This is a genomic window from Jonesia quinghaiensis DSM 15701, from assembly GCF_000423205.1.
GTDB classification, from domain to species: Bacteria; Actinomycetota; Actinomycetes; order Actinomycetales; family Cellulomonadaceae; genus Jonesia; species Jonesia quinghaiensis.
In genome coordinates, this window is sequence record NZ_AUHN01000010.1 from 43,228 (window position 1) to 58,089 (window position 14,862).

Annotated in this window: 13 protein-coding genes; 3 read left to right on the forward strand and 10 right to left on the reverse strand. The window is 57.8% G+C overall.

From position 1 onward, the window contains the following. Positions 1-179 precede the first annotated feature (179 nt). A complete protein-coding gene (locus G538_RS0109710; RefSeq protein WP_029069170.1) occupies positions 180-4,217 on the forward strand; it encodes a helix-turn-helix domain-containing protein in 4,038 nt (1,345 codons plus the stop codon). Between the two features lie 31 nt (positions 4,218-4,248). Here the strand turns inward: G538_RS0109710 and G538_RS18485 are convergent, their stop codons facing one another. Continuing rightward, positions 4,249-4,875, reverse strand: a complete 627-nt coding sequence (locus tag G538_RS18485) for a helix-turn-helix domain-containing protein (RefSeq protein ID WP_342664648.1) — start codon at positions 4,873-4,875, stop codon at positions 4,249-4,251. A 162-nt stretch (positions 4,876-5,037) separates the two neighbouring features. Between G538_RS18485 and G538_RS0109725 the strand changes: the two genes are divergently transcribed. Then, on the forward strand, positions 5,038-5,628 hold the full coding sequence (locus G538_RS0109725) for a hypothetical protein (protein WP_029069172.1): 591 nt from the start codon (positions 5,038-5,040) through the stop codon (positions 5,626-5,628). A gap of 44 nt (positions 5,629-5,672) precedes the next feature. Here the strand turns inward: G538_RS0109725 and G538_RS0109730 are convergent, their stop codons facing one another. From G538_RS0109730 to G538_RS16115, 5 genes are all read right to left on the reverse strand, one after another. Next, the gene (locus G538_RS0109730) at positions 5,673-6,410 is read right to left on the reverse strand and encodes a phosphotransferase (protein WP_029069173.1); all 738 of its coding nucleotides are present in this window, start codon (positions 6,408-6,410) and stop codon (positions 5,673-5,675) included. 80 nt (positions 6,411-6,490) lie between these two features. After that, positions 6,491-6,952, reverse strand: coding sequence for a hypothetical protein (locus G538_RS0109735; protein WP_051196899.1), 462 nt, complete (start codon positions 6,950-6,952; stop codon positions 6,491-6,493). A 57-nt stretch (positions 6,953-7,009) separates the two neighbouring features. Further along, complete coding sequence (locus tag G538_RS0109740; protein ID WP_029069175.1) at positions 7,010-7,942, reverse strand: FAD-dependent oxidoreductase; 933 nt, start codon at positions 7,940-7,942, stop codon at positions 7,010-7,012. 75 nt (positions 7,943-8,017) lie between these two features. Further along, positions 8,018-8,647: a helix-turn-helix domain-containing protein gene (locus G538_RS0109745; RefSeq protein WP_245566843.1), complete on the reverse strand. Its 630-nt coding sequence runs from the start codon at positions 8,645-8,647 to the stop codon at positions 8,018-8,020. Positions 8,648-8,658: 11 nt separating this feature from the next. Further along, a complete protein-coding gene (locus G538_RS16115; RefSeq protein ID WP_051196901.1) occupies positions 8,659-9,150 on the reverse strand; it encodes a DUF1648 domain-containing protein in 492 nt (163 codons plus the stop codon). A gap of 213 nt (positions 9,151-9,363) precedes the next feature. Between G538_RS16115 and G538_RS0109755 the strand changes: the two genes are divergently transcribed. Further along, the gene (locus G538_RS0109755; RefSeq protein WP_035834073.1) at positions 9,364-11,637 is read left to right on the forward strand and encodes a glycoside hydrolase family 3 C-terminal domain-containing protein; all 2,274 of its coding nucleotides are present in this window, start codon (positions 9,364-9,366) and stop codon (positions 11,635-11,637) included. Positions 11,638-11,787: 150 nt separating this feature from the next. Here G538_RS0109755 and G538_RS16120 read toward each other — a convergent pair whose 3' ends face one another. The 4 genes from G538_RS16120 to G538_RS0109775 all read right to left on the reverse strand — a co-directional run bounded on the left by G538_RS16120 (position 11,788) and on the right by G538_RS0109775 (position 14,544). Then, entirely contained in the window at positions 11,788-12,408 is a 621-nt protein-coding gene (locus G538_RS16120; RefSeq protein WP_035834075.1) for a TetR/AcrR family transcriptional regulator, read from the reverse strand. Between the two features lie 86 nt (positions 12,409-12,494). Next, positions 12,495-13,613: a transaldolase gene (gene tal / locus G538_RS0109765; protein WP_029069178.1), complete on the reverse strand. Its 1,119-nt coding sequence runs from the start codon at positions 13,611-13,613 to the stop codon at positions 12,495-12,497. 9 nt (positions 13,614-13,622) lie between these two features. After that, entirely contained in the window at positions 13,623-14,141 is a 519-nt protein-coding gene (locus G538_RS0109770) for a peroxiredoxin (RefSeq protein ID WP_245566844.1), read from the reverse strand. Next, entirely contained in the window at positions 14,131-14,544 is a 414-nt protein-coding gene (locus tag G538_RS0109775) for a DUF3052 domain-containing protein (RefSeq protein ID WP_029069180.1), read from the reverse strand. Before G538_RS0109775 ends, G538_RS0109770 begins: the two co-directional genes overlap by 11 nt. Between the last annotated feature and the right edge of the window lie 318 nt (positions 14,545-14,862).

Here is a 14,862-nt window from a genome sequence, read left to right on the forward strand (position 1 = left end):
AGAAGTACCTATGGAGGCCCACTTCTGAAGACCTAAACAACGATGTTCAAACCTTCCGCCGTTAGACGCGTCTGAGAGTTAACTACACTCGCCGCCGATGTCTGGCTCACCGTGAATTGTTCTAACGTCACGGGAGCGAGCCTTCACGCGTACGCATTTGATGCGTGTATCGTTGGTGTATGAAGTACCCAGCGCTCGCCGCCCTTCTGCGCACAGCTCGAGAAGCGAAAGGGCTGGATCAAGCCACAGTTGCGCAGCATGCCGGACTGCGGCAGCAAGCGGTCAGCACCTGGGAACGAGGCGGATCACGGCCTCGGCTGAAGCAGCTACCACAACTCTGTTCGTTGCTTGAGCTTGACATCGTTGCCGTTCGAACTGCTGGAGAGTATGAAGACACCAAAGTCACGCCCAGTCAACCACTCCTCCGCTTACTTCCCTTCGCGCAACTAACCGACGAAGCGTTCGAGGCTTTTGTCCGCGACTTGTACCGCGGACTGCATCCGGACTGGGAAGTTACTCGGAATGGTTCGACCGGATACAAGCAGTATGGAATCGATGTCTTCGCTACCGGAAACGGGCAGCGGGTAGGTATTCAGTGCAAACACGAGAAGGTATTTGGTCCATCAGACGTGCAAGCTGCGATCGATGCAGTAATGCCTGAAGCGCGGATCAACGCGGGACTGATTGCGCTGAGTCGGCCTACCGCAACACCCAAAGCGCGGCTCAGGGTCGCAGACCATCTCGGATGGGCGTTGTGGGATGGTGAGGACATTGCAGCCCATGTAAGAGACCTCCCTATTGACAAACAGCTCGTCCTCATCGACGCGTACTTCCCAAGGTTGCGCGAAGAGTTTCTTGGTGTCTCGGCACCGTCACCATGGCTGAAAGTAGATGAATACGAGCCCGCCCTTGCGGGAAGGCTCGGATATGATCGCCGGTTTGACCTGGTAGGTCGAGGTGAAGAGATCGATCGGCTTGGACGACTTATTGCCGATCATCAGCCAACCGTATTCGTGGTTGGGCGCGGAGGCATCGGCAAAACACGTCTCCTTGTCGAGCTTGCGCGTACCGAATCTGATCGTGAGATCCGCTTCGCGTCACGTGGTCCAATCACTCCTGAAATGTTCGAATTGCTCCCGAGCGGAGCGCCCGTCATCGTGCTCGACGACGCACTGAGCTTAGACACAAACGTCATGAGTCTCGTATCTGGAATTCGTAATGCTCGACCCGACGCCAGTATCGTTCTATCGGTGCGGCCCAAGGTCGAACCTGAGCTGCTTTCGGCTCTGTCGATGACGTCAGCGACCGCGACGGAAATTCGGGTCAATGTCATGGAGTTGTCGATTCCAGATGCTGAGCAGTTGGCTCGTGTTGCGCTAGGAGAAGCCGGATCTGATCAAGCCGTCGAGTTGCTCGGCCGCGCTGGCTACGACTGTCCTCTCATAATCGTTGTCGGCGCGCACCTCATCCGAGAGGGCCACCTCCCTTCTGACACATTAGCAGGGAACCCTCAGCTCCGAAGAGAGGTCCTAGTTCACTTCGCTGACGTCGTGACCCGCGGTACGAACGATGACGCTCGCCGAGCCATCTTTGATTCGATCGCTACCGTACAGCCCGCACGACTGGATCAATCCGAGTTCCTTGACGCGCTCGTCGCCCTGAGCGGGCAGTCTGAACGTGTTGTCCTGCAATCCGTGGATGACCTCGAAGACATTGGTGTCGTTATGCGACGGGGGCAGTCGGTCCGCATTGTTCCAGATCTACTCGGCGAAGCGATGCTCGAACGCGCGCTCGTTTCTCGGTCAGGCCTCGATACGAGGTGGTCTATGCAGGTTGCTCAGTTCGTTCGGGGCGATGCACTAACGAATGCCATTCGAAACATCAGTTTGATTGACTGGTATCGACGAGCTACGTCTGAATCGCAACTCGCAGACTCACTCTGGGAGAGGCTGACCCAATCTGTGCTAGAACTCGGCAACTCCGACCGTAAGAGCTTGGTACACGGCATCGAGGCGGTCGCCGCTGTCTACCCAGACCGTGCCATGCGCCTTGCGCAGCTGATCGTTGATAATCCGGCACCCGACGAGGAAGATTCTCTTTCTCGTCTTTGGGGTGGTGAAGGGTATGTCACCGCAACCTCGACGAATCGTGGGCTTACTGGGCTCATTCGGAACGCCTCGTATCATCCGGATTACCTCGAACACGCTATGGAACTTCTGTTGGCCATAAGCCAGGGCGATGCTCGGCCAGAGAACCAGAATCCTGGGCATGCATTCCGGGTGCTGCGCGAGTTAGGCGAGTTCCAACAACACCGGGGCTTGCACCTCAATGAGCACTACGTCGCAGTCGTTGGTAAGTGGCTGGAGAATGGTCGCTTGACGACTGGCCAACCGGAACTGTTATCTCTACTCAAGCCCGCTCTTGCTGACGAAGTCACCTTCACACGCTCGAAAGGTCCGTCGATCGAACTATCTCGTCGATCCATCAATATGGACGTCGTTGCCACGCTCCGCCTTCGAGTCATCGAACTCGCCGCCGGGCAACTCCGGGCTGATTCAGCTACGGCGTTGGCCGCAGTTTCATTGCTCGAAGAAGCCATTCGCTCCGCAGGCCGTGATGAAGAAATGACGTCTGAGCTAGAGACAGTGTTTGGACTTCTCGGAGACATCATATCGGACCCTACGATTCCGCCGAGCGTGCGGCTATCCGGCTACCGTGCGCTCAATTGGCAGGCGAAGTATGGTCACGGCGCGCAAAAGGGTGCCGCCCGCGAGGTCCGCCGTCGCCTTGCTATCGACACGGACTACCAAGTCACGCGTCTCCTGCGTGCTGGCTGGGCAATCGACGAGGACGACGACGAAGACTCAGAGCAGCCAACGAGCCGGTATGAGAGATCGTTTGAAACCTCCCGACGCATGATCGACAGTGTCGTGGCCGAGTGGTCAGGCTCTTTCGATGATCACCAGATTCTGGATCGGTTGCATAGTCTGATACGTGACGAGCAAGCGGCTTCCGGTAGTTTTCTACCTCCAGATCACCTTCTAGTCCGACTTTTCGAAGCGCGACCCGGCGTAGCTCAAGCAGCGCTCTCCAACGTCGCAGTTGGCGATGACGCCGTGATGGCCACCCAACGAGTTGCGCTGATGACGATGTTCGCAAAGGAGGACCCGATCGCAGGTCGCGCTGCACGTGCACTGGCAGACATGGATGAGCGTGGCGCTCATCTTGTCGAGGCGGCCGTAACGAGTGTTCACGGCGACACCATTGGTGGTCAACGTGAGCAGATTATCCGCGACCTTGCCGCACGCGACGATCTTGTTCTAAACAGACGACTGCTGAGTGCTGCACGTTGGTGGGAACCTCGAGACCGCAACCTTGTACTGGACTTGCTGCGAATGGCACCCGTAGATCTCGATTCAGGCGTGGCCGAATCCGCGGCCGAGTTACTTGTCGACGGACGCATCGTGGGATGGTCGGACCTGCCGGACGAAGACAGGAGTTTGCTACTAGGCCGTTTCGTCAGAACACCCTCTCTGGATGGCTACGACTTCGCGAAGTTACTCAACACCCAGATTCGAATGGACGCGTCAAGCAGCTTGCGCTTCCTATTGGACCGCCTTGAGTTCGAGGAACATACCAACAGCGACTACCGTGCGCTGCCGTACTCGTGGGGCGAGCAACTCGCATTTCGCGATTCTGCCTCCTTCTCGCGCACGCTCACTGAACTTGTCGAGTGGATACTGGAGGCTGATGGCTGGAAGCGAGCCTCACTAGGGTCACAGTTGTTCGAACAAATCACCGGCCGGATCGATGCCGAAACACTTGCCGTGTTGCTGGAGCTGATTCGCTCCGAAGACAGCGCGCAGATTCGACTCGCGGTAGATCTCTTGCAGCATGCGCATCGGCACTTTGTTTTGAAACACCCAGATTTTGTTGAAACAGCCCTATCCGTCGCCGGGGATGCGGACGAGGACACAGCGCGAGTGCTCATCCGGGGGCTGCATGGCCCCGCGATTTATGGCACCCGGTCGCGTACAATCGGCGTCGATGATCCCGAGGAAATCGCCCTCCGCGATGGTGCGCACGCGCTTGCACAGCGGCACCCAATGAACTCGCGTGTTCGTTCGTTCTACGAAGACGTGAGCCGACTGGCCGATAACAGGATTGAAGAAGAACGTGTTGATGACAAGTCGCTCTGGGAACCTCGACGGTGGTAACTCAGCGGCCGTCACAGCACGCCGTTGGAGGTCAAGCAGAGCGGCCCGGGTGGCGACCCTTCGGACGAACCGTGCCCCCGTGAGCGAGAACTGCCGACCGAACAGACTCATCCCCAATGCCCAGCTGCGCTGCTACTTGACTGAGGGTGAAGCCCTCGGCATACAGGCGTGCTGCCTCACCCCGCACCTGTTCTGAGTGTTCCGGTGCACGGCTCGGATGGCCCGCTCGGCGAGCAATCTCTCGCACCGTTGCCCGGTGAATGTTGAACCTCGCTGATAACTCCCGCACTGATACCCCTTCGGCGTATCCAGCGAGTAGTTGTTCTCGATTTGAGGCACTCAAACGGGTTTGAGACTGGCTCGAATTTTTACGCATCGGACCACGAGAATCTTCCACGCGGCGGGCTCCAGTACGTGGCTGAAACTTCTTCGATCCCTTGAGAACACGCGAAATCAGCGTTCTTCGTGGTTTGGTGGGGTTTGAGAAGTACCTACGGAGGCCCACCAGAACAGCAAGACACAAAAGAGCGTCAACCATAGCGGTTGGCGCTTTTTTGTTGCGTCTTTTTATGTGTGCGAGTGGACAGGTGCGCGTTTCATAACAACTGATGCCCACCTCAATGCCGTTCGTCAATAGCGGTGAGACGTCACTTACCATTGCAAGAAGTATTTATCATCAGCAACCTTCACGAGCGGACTGCCACCCATGCAGGCAACATTGTTCATTAGTCTGGCTTTCTCCACGATTCTGGGAGTGACACTGCTGTGTTCCGCTTTCCTTTTCCGAACAAAGCTCAGTAAGCCCACCAGAATTGTCTTCATGACGGTCGGATCCCTCCTCACGGTCTCAGCCCTTGCTGCTGGTGCATTTTTGCTTCATGTCGGTAACACTCATACCGACATGTGGGTTGACGGCGTTGACACCGATGACACGTTTACGTTTGAACTACCGCACCACCGGTTCACGGTCTCCGCAAAGGAATATAGCTTCTCCACCCAGCTGTCTTGGGAGGAGATTCTCCAAGAACTTGAACGCCAACACCCCCAGGGTTACAGCGATGGTGAGGACTCTTGGCGGCTAGCCTCGGCAAGCACACCAGTCGTCATCCAGCCCCTTGACGACACTGACGGCGGATACGTGCTGATCTCCCAAACTGCGCGGCTTACCGATCAAAGCGGCCATACCCTGGCGGATTTTCCATTCCCGGTTTCGCCTACGCAGGCCGATTGGGTACCGGCTGCAACGGTCATTGACCTTGCGTTCCCCGCCAAGGACCTCGTCGATTTTTACGAGAAAATTCCCGAAGCGCGCATCGCAGATGATGTTATTAGCGTCCCAAGCTCTGCAGGCAAGAACGTTGACATCACGATCACCGGTCAGGAAGTTTTCGTTGGACTGGCCCAACAGTGACCTCCGCTCGATCGTTACAGAGAGACCTCCCCCCATCACGACCGTCAGCGAATTTTGTCAGCGTCTCGCCGGTACATTGCTGCGTGTTCAACAAAATCTGGGTTACCCGTTTGCCTTGCACGCTCATCAGTGAATTGAGCTAGCGCCTCTAAACGACGCACAATCATGGCAAGCACGTCGTCAGTGTCGAAGTGGACACCATAAGCAGCTATCAATGCAGCGAGCCGTTCATCACGGGACCCATGAATCAGTGGGTCATAGGCGTGCGCATCTTCGGCGAACGGAACAATGCGGTACGCCAAATAGGCAAAGTCCCACAGCCTGGACCCAGGTGAAGCCATGTCATGATCAATGACCCCAACAAGCTCGCCCCCATCAACGATGAGGTTATATGGAGCAAAGTCGTTGTGGCAGATCACCTCCACCGGTGGGTGACTGTCCTGACGCCAACGCACGTTTTGGGTAACAAGCGGGGCACTTGCATCGTGCAATGAACGCAGCAGGCGCGCGGTAGAGCGCAACATGTCCAGGCTCCACGCCACCGATGGTGGCGTCTGCGTCAACACAGTTCCGGGAATGTAGCTAAGTATTTCCCGGTCACACTCATCGAAACCCAGCGCCCGAGGGGTTTGAGTGATCCCCGCGTCGGCGAAACACGCCAATAGGTCATGAACCGCCGGGCTCCACGGGCCAGACACCCGGCGCACAGTGTCACCGCTGCGCACCACCGGGGCCATATTTCCACCAGTCAACGGGAGTTCAACACCGTGAAAACTGTCCATACATCGACCTCCCAGTGTGAGTGAGTAACAACTGCGGAATCTATGCTTTTTCATTCGTAGAAGGCGGCTAGATTGTGAACCTACGCGGATAAAACTGCGGTAACTAGTCGTTGGAGTACGTGCTCAGGGTCATAAAGTATGCGAAACCCATCTTTCACAACATGTGCTGTTCCACCGTCAGGTGGTAACGCAGCCCACTGAGGTGTGGCAAACCCAAACTCCACCTCAAACTTGCTCGCAAGCTCAACGCGACGCTCGGTGAGCGGGCCCCATGTCTGCGTCCTCGTAATGGACGCAACTGTACCGACCGCGTCAATCACCCAGTCGTCTTCCACACTAAAGATCCCCACTGCATCAGTAAGCACGACAACATCCGCATCAGAGTGCATGCCTGCCGCACCGCGTGCCCACGAACCTGCGAGGCCTAACGCAACAATGTCGGGTCGGGAAGCTCCCCACACAACGATGCGTGAGAGTAACGCCTCCACCTCATCGTGGCGTTGGGTAGTAGCAGGGCTAAAAACCCCATCCAACTTGCTCATGCACACAGTGTAAAACTCCCGGGGTGAGTTCGTGGTTGGGGAACACAAGAGCACGGCTCACGCCATCCCTGCGAGCGCTTCGGCGATGTCGCGTTGGATCAGGGCGTGGTTGATTGCTCCGCCGGTTGCTGCGCCTGCACCGATGGACATGGGCACGTTTGCTGCGGGGTTCACCACGTTCCCTGCGGCCCATAGGCCGGGGGTGCTGGTCGCACCGGTGGCGTCAACGGTGACGAGTGTGCCCATGGGGGTGTCCGTTGTGGCGGTGCCTAGTGTGGTGAGGATGGTGTCGTTGAAGGCCAGTGTGGGGATGAGGAAGAGCGCAGCGAGGGCGATGTGTTGGCCGTCGCGCATGGTGACGCCATTGAGGGTGCCCCCATCGATGGTGACGTGGTCGATGGGCCCCTCAACAATGCGGATTCCCCGAGCGTCGAATGCGGTGCGGTCTTCGCCTGTGGGTGGACCAACGGCGTCGGAGAGGTAGATGATGTTAGGGCTCCATTGGCGCAGGAGTTGTGCTTGGTGGATGCTGTTGGGTCCCGTGGCGAGGACCCCGATGGGTTGGTCACGCACTTCGTAGGCGTCGCAGTAGGGGCATACTGCCGCACCTTGGCCCCAGGTTTCTGGGAGGCCTGTGAGGTCTGGGAGGACGTCGGTGAGGCCGGTGGTGACGAGTATGTGGGTTGCTGTGTGGTGGGTGTCGATGGTGGTGGTGACGGTGAATCCAGTGGAGGTTTTGCGCACTGACGTGGCGGATGCGTTGAGGAATTGTCCACCGTATCCGCTGATTTCGGTGCGGGCATCGGCGTAGAGGTCTGCTGGTGAGGTGTGGTCGCGGCCGATGAGTTCGTGCATGTGGTTGGTGAATCGGTTGCGGGGTGTGTTGGCGTCGATGATCAGGACGTTGCGGCGTGCACGGGTGAGGGTGAGTGCTGCGGAGAGGCCTGCTGCGCCGCCGCCGATGATGAGGACATCCCAGTGTGTGGTCATGGGGTTAACCCTCCCCTGTGCCCCGCAGGTTCGACAATGTTCTATGCAGTTTCTGCAAAAAACTATGCCCAGCAGTTACTCGCCGTGGACGTGAATGCGTTCCCCTTGGGCACTGAAGAGGGACAATACTTCGGCTGGGTGTTCGGTGGCGGAGTGGATGGCGTGCGGGGTGTGGGTGTCGAACTCGGCGGCTTGGCCTTTGTCGATGGTGAGTGTCTCTTCTCCCAGGGTGAGTTCCACCGATCCACTGAGTACGTAGAACCATTCGTACCCGCCGTGGCGTTGTGGAACAACGGTGAGGTTGGCAGGGCGCCCGGGAATGATCATTTTGATGGCTTGTACAGGCGCGCCTGGCCCGGTGAGTGGCACCATGACACGGTCACCGCGTTTGATGGGGCGTGGGTGGATGCGCGGGTCTCCGGTGGCTGGTGCGCCAACCAATGCATCGAGGGGCACTCGGTAGAGGTGTGCGAGGTGCATGAGGAGGTCCAGAGTGGGCCGCCGTCCACCTGATTCGAGGCGCGACAGGGTTGAGGCGGACACTCCCGGCGTTTCAGCAACATCGGTGAGGGTGAGGCCGCGGCGTTGGCGGAAGTCTCTGAGCCTGTCTCCCACGGCGTCCATCGCAGCGCTGACTGCGGTGTGCGTATCGGGCAGGTCGGCCTGCTGACGGTGTTGTGGGTTGTGCGGGGGTTTCTGCGCCATAGCTGGTGAGTTTAGTCGGTGACGTGGCTGCGTTGTGGCCGGGTCATCATGATGATCCCGCTGATTGTGGCAAGAACCATCATGGCCATTCCGGTCATCATGAACGCTTCCCCTGTCTCGGTGAGGAAAAACACCACAATGCCGATGTGCACCACACTGACGCCAGCCAAGACGCCAAGCATCATGGTTTGCCCGGCACGGTATGCCGTAGGTGCGTTCCTATCAGTGATCTCCATGGGGTAGTTGAATAGGTGCGGTCGCACTGACAACCACGCGATCCCTGCGATGAGGACCAGGAACACCACCATCATGACGAGCGCCGCCCATCGGGGCCCGTAGTTGTCAGGGTCACCGACGTCTGAAAAGTGGACGGGGACTCGGGGCTCTAGGGTGGGGTATCGAACGGCGAGGAGGGTGCTCGCCGCGATGGTCAGCGCAACACACGTAGCGCGGATGACACGGGCAAGCAGTGGCGTTTGGTGGCGATAGTCAGGTCGGGTCACTGATGGGTTCCTTGTTCATGGGGCACGGCTGAGGGCACAGGGTAACGGCTAACGCTTTGGGCTGTGTGGCGCGCGGGCTGCTGGAAGGCGCAAAGCGCATCGGGAACTATGTGCCACTGTATGCGACCCACCTCACATCAACCACCCACTCCCCCTACCGATCGGTCGGTTATTGTTTTAGACTGTTCCCACAGTCACTGCAAAGGAGCACCCATGACCCCGTCTCAGGCACCTGTCGATATCGACGCAACCCTCGCGGCACTCACCCTGGAGGAGAAAGCATCACTACTCTCTGGGTTGAACTTCTGGGAAACCCAACCCGTATCTCGTGACAACGTTTCCGTTCCATCCATGTGGGTTTCCGATGGCCCACACGGCCTGCGCAAACAAGCAGACGAAGGTGACCACCTCGGGTTAGGGAACTCAGTTCCCGCCACCTGTTTCCCCACTGCCGCAGCACTAGGTTCCACCTGGGATAGTGACCTCCTTGAGCAAGTTGGTGCAGCTCTTGGCCGCGAATCGAAGCACCACGGAGTTTCTGTGCTTCTGGGCCCCGGCGCAAACATCAAACGCGACCCGCGCTGTGGGCGTAACTTTGAATACCTCTCCGAAGACCCTGTCCTGTCCGGGGATCTCGCTGCCGCACTGATTCGTGGCACACAGTCGCAGGGTGTAGGCACCTCACTCAAACACTTCGCAGCCAACAACCAAGAAGATGACCGCATGCGCGTCAGTGCAGAGGTTGATGAACGATCCCTGCGCGAAATTTATCTTGCCAGCTTTGAGCGGGCCATTGCTGGTGGCGACCCATGGACCATCATGTGTTCATACAACAAAATCAATGGAACATACGCGTCCCACAACCACTGGTTGCTCACTGAGGTGTTACGGCAGCAGTGGGGTTGGGATGGACTGGTGGTCTCCGATTGGGGTGCAGTCCGGGATCGCGTCGCCGCAGTGGCAGCAGGCTTGGACCTGGAAATGCCGGGTACTGGTGGGCGCAGTGACGCTGACATTGCAGCTGCTGTTCGCGACGGGTCGTTAGACGAATCCGTTGTGGACACCGCTGTACGCCGCGTCCTTCACCTCATCAATAAGACCATGCCTGCAACGCAGGACCGTACCCCCGTTGACGCAGATGCCCACCATACCCTGGCCCGTCAAGCAGCAGCAGCAGGTGTGGTCCTCCTTCGCAATGAACCCGTTGACGGCACCCAGTTATTGCCGCTGTCCCCCACACAACATATTGCGGTTATTGGCGAATTCGCGCGCACCCCGCGCTACCAAGGCGCAGGGTCATCACAGGTGAACCCCACCAGGTTGGTGAGCGCACTTCATGCGCTCTCGGCACATTACGACGGTACCGTCACATTCGCTCCTGGTTTCACCATCGCAGAGGGCCCAGAACCTGAAGTAACAGAGAGTGAACTGCATGACCAAGCAGTTGCTGCTGCCCGCGACGCTGACATCGCTGTGGTGTTCCTCGGTTTACCTGCAGCAGACGAATCAGAAGGATACGACCGCACCACCATCTCCTTGCCACCGGTTCAACTCGAACTACTCGCAGCCATCCACGCAGTGAACCCGCGTGTTGTTGTCGCCCTAGCCAACGGTTCGGTCGTAACCGTCAGCGAATGGCAAGACCACGCCCCCGCGATCGTCGAGGGGTGGCTTGGCGGGCAAGCCGGAGCGGAGGGCCTCACAGACATTCTCACCGGCGCCTCCACTCCGTCCGGGAAACTCGCAGAGACCATCCCCGTTCGCCTCCACGACGTGCCCGCCTACGAGAACTTCCCCGGCGGGTTTGGCACCGTTCGCTACGGCGAAGGCATTTATGTGGGCTACCGCTGGTATGAACGGCGAGACATCGCCCCGGCATACCCGTTCGGGTACGGATTGTCTTACACAACGTTCACGGTGACAGACACCTCTGTCACCGTGACGGGCACAGGCGCGGACACCAACGCCACTGTTCACGCGACCATCACCAACACCGGTCACCGTGCAGGTGCGCACGTTCTCCAGGTCTACGTTCACGATCAAGATGCCCCACTAGACCGCCCAGACAAAGAGCTCAAAGCATTCACCAAAGTTCACCTAGCTCCTGGGGAATCTACCACCGTCACCCTTGCCCTAGACTCCCGCGCATTTGCCTTCTGGCACCCAGCAGTTGGCCGATGGGTTGTGGGTGGCGGTCAATACCAGATCGCTGTGGGCGAGTCATCACAGGCAATAAACGCCACCCATACGGTCACCATTGATGGCGAAGACGTTCGTCTCCCGGTCACGGACATGAGCACCATGGGGGAACTACGCAAGCACCCCATCGTCGGTGGTGACATAACACCCCTGCTAGACGGGCTAGACCCGGCGTTCCTTGCCATGGTTGACGACATCCCCTCCACCGTTTTTGCCGGTTTCGGTATGTCAAGCCTCGACGCTGATGGCCTAGAAAAACTCATCGCCCGCGCCAACGAAGGCCTGTAACTCAGGCACCATATACCAGCTGCCGCTAACCCAACTCCGTCGGGTAGCGCAGCGCCTCACGGAGCCCCACAGTGCCTGCACACTGTGGGACTCCACTCACGGTGAAACCCACGTGTGCGCACCAAACTTCGGGTGACCTATGCTGCGGTTTTACACCCCACCGATGACAATCGACTCCATGTAGTCCCGCAGCCCAGCAACCATATCTACCTGGCCGTTATCGCCTTGTGCTGTCGCGAGAAGCCACTGAATCTGCAAACCATCCATCAACGCAACAATGTTTCGCGCAGCAGCCAGCGGAACAACGCCCTTACGCAAATCACCAATGTCCTGACGACGCCGCAACTCCAACTCCACTAACGCGACGGTGCGCTCGTAGCGTGTCACAAAAAAGTCATGCGCTGGGTGGTCAACGGACGTTGCCTCCGCGGACAACGCAACAAATAGTTCCACGATCGTACGGCGTTCACTATTGCGTGCAACGACTCGGAGCAGTGCTTGCAACCGGTTCAAGCCATCATCAAAGTCTTCTTGCATGGCTGCTTCGTCTACCTCATCACGGCGTTCCAAAACAGCCTCGAGGAGTGCAACCTTGGTCGGAAAGTGGTGCAACATCCCTGGGTGGGACATGCCTGCTCGGGCAGCGATATCACGAAGTGACGCACCGTGAAAGCCGACCTCCCCGAATAGTTCGAGGGCGGCCTGAATAATCTCGAGTCTTTTGTGACGGCCTCGAGCATTGCCCGCACGGTTGGTCTTCTCTTCATTCACGGCGCTTATCCTACCAGCGGCAACACCCGGTTTCGGTGGTTTACATCACAAAATCTTGTGGCCGCGGTTTAGTGTTTGCGAGCCCTCTAGGCTTGAACGCCCGCCCGCTTGCGCTCAATGGTTTCTAGCAAATCATTCCAGGACTGCACAAACTTGTTGACCCCTTGCTCCTCAAGGAGCGCTGCAACATCGTCGAAATCCACACCGACATCGCTGAGCGTATCCATCACCCAGTAGGCGTCATCGTACGCATGAATGATGGAGTTCCCTGGCACCTCACCGTGCTCCCAAAAAGCCTCCAACGTTGCCCTGGGCATCGTGTTCACCACGGACTCGGCGATGAGTTCCTCAACATACATGGTGTCGCGCAACGCTGGATCTTTTACCCCAGTCGATGCCCATAGTGGGCGCTGAAGGTTTGCGCCAGCAAGGAGGAGTTCCTGCATTTGAGGGCTCGCGGCGTAGGTCGTGAAAACGTCATATGCCACCCTGGCGTTTGCTACCCCCACCCGACCGGTAAGCGCACCGGCACGGGCATCTTCGCGGCCTAACAACCGAGTATCAACCTCGGTATCAACGCGGGAGACAAAAAATGATGCCACCGAGTGAATGGACTCTAGATCGTGCCCTGCCTCACGGGCTTTCTCTAACCCAGCTAGGTAGGCGCCAATCACCTCACGGTAACGCTGCACAGAAAAAATCAAAGTGGCGTTGACACTGACACCCTGGCTCACTACCTCAGTGATGGCAGACAACCCAGCGACAGTTGCTGGAATCTTCACCAAAACACCGGGGCGGTCAACCTGCCGCGCTAACTCAACGGCCTGACGCGCTGTCTCTTGGGCATCATGCGCAAGCAACGGAGAAACCTCGATGGATACTCGACCATCTTGACCACCAGTCGATTCATACACTGGGGCAAACACATCACACGCACGGGCGACGTCCTGCACCATCAGTTCCAAGGCAACTTCTTGTGCGTCCCGATCTCCAGAGGCTCGCAACGCCTCATCATAGGTATCCGAGGCAGCAACTGAGGCAGCAAAAATAGACGGATTAGTCGTCACACCCACCACGGAACGATCCGTGATCAGCGACTCCAATTCGCCACTGTCCACAAGGTCACGGGACAAATCATCAAGCCAGATACTCACAGCTTGGGCGGACAGTCGGTCAGTGGCAGTACGTGCAGCGGCGTTGTCCATAGTGTGAGTCTATGAACCCTCACCTTGTTCCGCATGCGCTACCAGCGCTTGTTCGTAATCTGAGAGGTCCCGGGCTTGACCACGACCGTTCACCACAGCCCACTGCACAACGCCTTGTTCATCAAGAAGAAATGAACCACGCACAGCAATACCGGCGGCTTCATCAAAGACTCCATAGCTACGGGCGACCTGCCCATGGGGCCAAAAATCTGAGAGAACATCAAAGGTGTAGCGTTCCTGTTCCGCCCACGCTTTCAAGGCGAACAGCGAGTCACAGGACACTGCAATGACGCGAACCAGCGCATCCGAAAATAGTGGGGCGTTGTCCTGAAGTTCGCGCAGTTCACCGCGGCAAATACCAGAAAACGCGAAAGGGAAAAATACGAGAAGAACCCGCTGCCCGCGCAAGGCGCTTAAGGTCAGCGGGGTCCCATGCACATCTCGTAATGTGAAATCTGGTGCCGGTTGCCCGATGCTAATCCCAACAGGAGCATCGGGCAACGGCGAAGAGTCATGCTCAGCGGCCACGGCCGCGGTGTGCAAGCTTCGTTGCCGACCAGTCCTCTGCAATGGAGAGCGTCGACATCGCGTGCAACCCAGCAGTGCTGGCAGCTTCTTCAATGTCTGAATGCGGAACGTGCCCGTCCCGGCCTGGCTTCAAGGTGAAAAGCCAAATGTTCGCCCCGTCGTCCAGGGCTGTTTGCACGTCAACGAGCATATCGGTCAGGTCACCGTCGTCTTCACGCCACCAGACGATGACACCGTCAGTGACATCATCAAAGTCTTCGTCGACGAGCTCGCTCCCAACGAGGCCTTCGATGTCCTGGCGGAGGCTGTCATCGACATCATCTCCCCAGCCGAACTCTTGGACTACCTGCCCAGAGGTGAAACCCAGACGATCTACCTGGGAGGAACCAGCGGTCGCTGCCACAGTTGTATGTATCCTTCCGATTCATTGTGAGGTCGCCCTCATACTCGTGAGGCAAACTTAACGCATTTTGGCGCGATTTGCTTGCACCGGCGCTCATCAGGCGAGCTGTTCTCCGCGAATCGGGTCACATAGTGGCCCAACGCGCGGTGTGTACAACCAAATATCTCAGAAATAGATAGGGTAGAGAAGAGGCAACTGTGATGAAGCAGACCGCACAGATTACAGGGAAACGCCTAGGTGTCACCAACATCACGCCCCCCTGCGAGCCCACCCGCTGGAAATGCACTGCAAGTAGTGACAAGAATGAAGACAAAACCG

What these genes read in the sequence shown, in the direction of transcription:
- G538_RS0109710 (WP_029069170.1), top strand. Translation starts at nt 180, where the DNA reads ATGAAGTACCCAGCGCTCGCCGCCCTTCTGCGCACAGCTCGAGAAGCG.
- G538_RS18485 (WP_342664648.1), bottom strand. Translation starts at nt 4,875, where the DNA reads ATGGTAAGTGACGTCTCACCGCTATTGACGAACGGCATTGAGGTGGGC.
- G538_RS0109725 (WP_029069172.1), top strand. Translation starts at nt 5,038, where the DNA reads ATGACGGTCGGATCCCTCCTCACGGTCTCAGCCCTTGCTGCTGGTGCA.
- G538_RS0109730 (WP_029069173.1), bottom strand. Translation starts at nt 6,410, where the DNA reads ATGGACAGTTTTCACGGTGTTGAACTCCCGTTGACTGGTGGAAATATG.
- G538_RS0109735 (WP_051196899.1), bottom strand. Translation starts at nt 6,952, where the DNA reads ATGAGCAAGTTGGATGGGGTTTTTAGCCCTGCTACTACCCAACGCCAC.
- G538_RS0109740 (WP_029069175.1), bottom strand. Translation starts at nt 7,942, where the DNA reads ATGACCACACACTGGGATGTCCTCATCATCGGCGGCGGCGCAGCAGGC.
- G538_RS0109745 (WP_245566843.1), bottom strand. Translation starts at nt 8,647, where the DNA reads ATGGCGCAGAAACCCCCGCACAACCCACAACACCGTCAGCAGGCCGAC.
- G538_RS0109755 (WP_035834073.1), top strand. Translation starts at nt 9,364, where the DNA reads ATGACCCCGTCTCAGGCACCTGTCGATATCGACGCAACCCTCGCGGCA.
- tal (WP_029069178.1), bottom strand. Translation starts at nt 13,613, where the DNA reads ATGGACAACGCCGCTGCACGTACTGCCACTGACCGACTGTCCGCCCAA.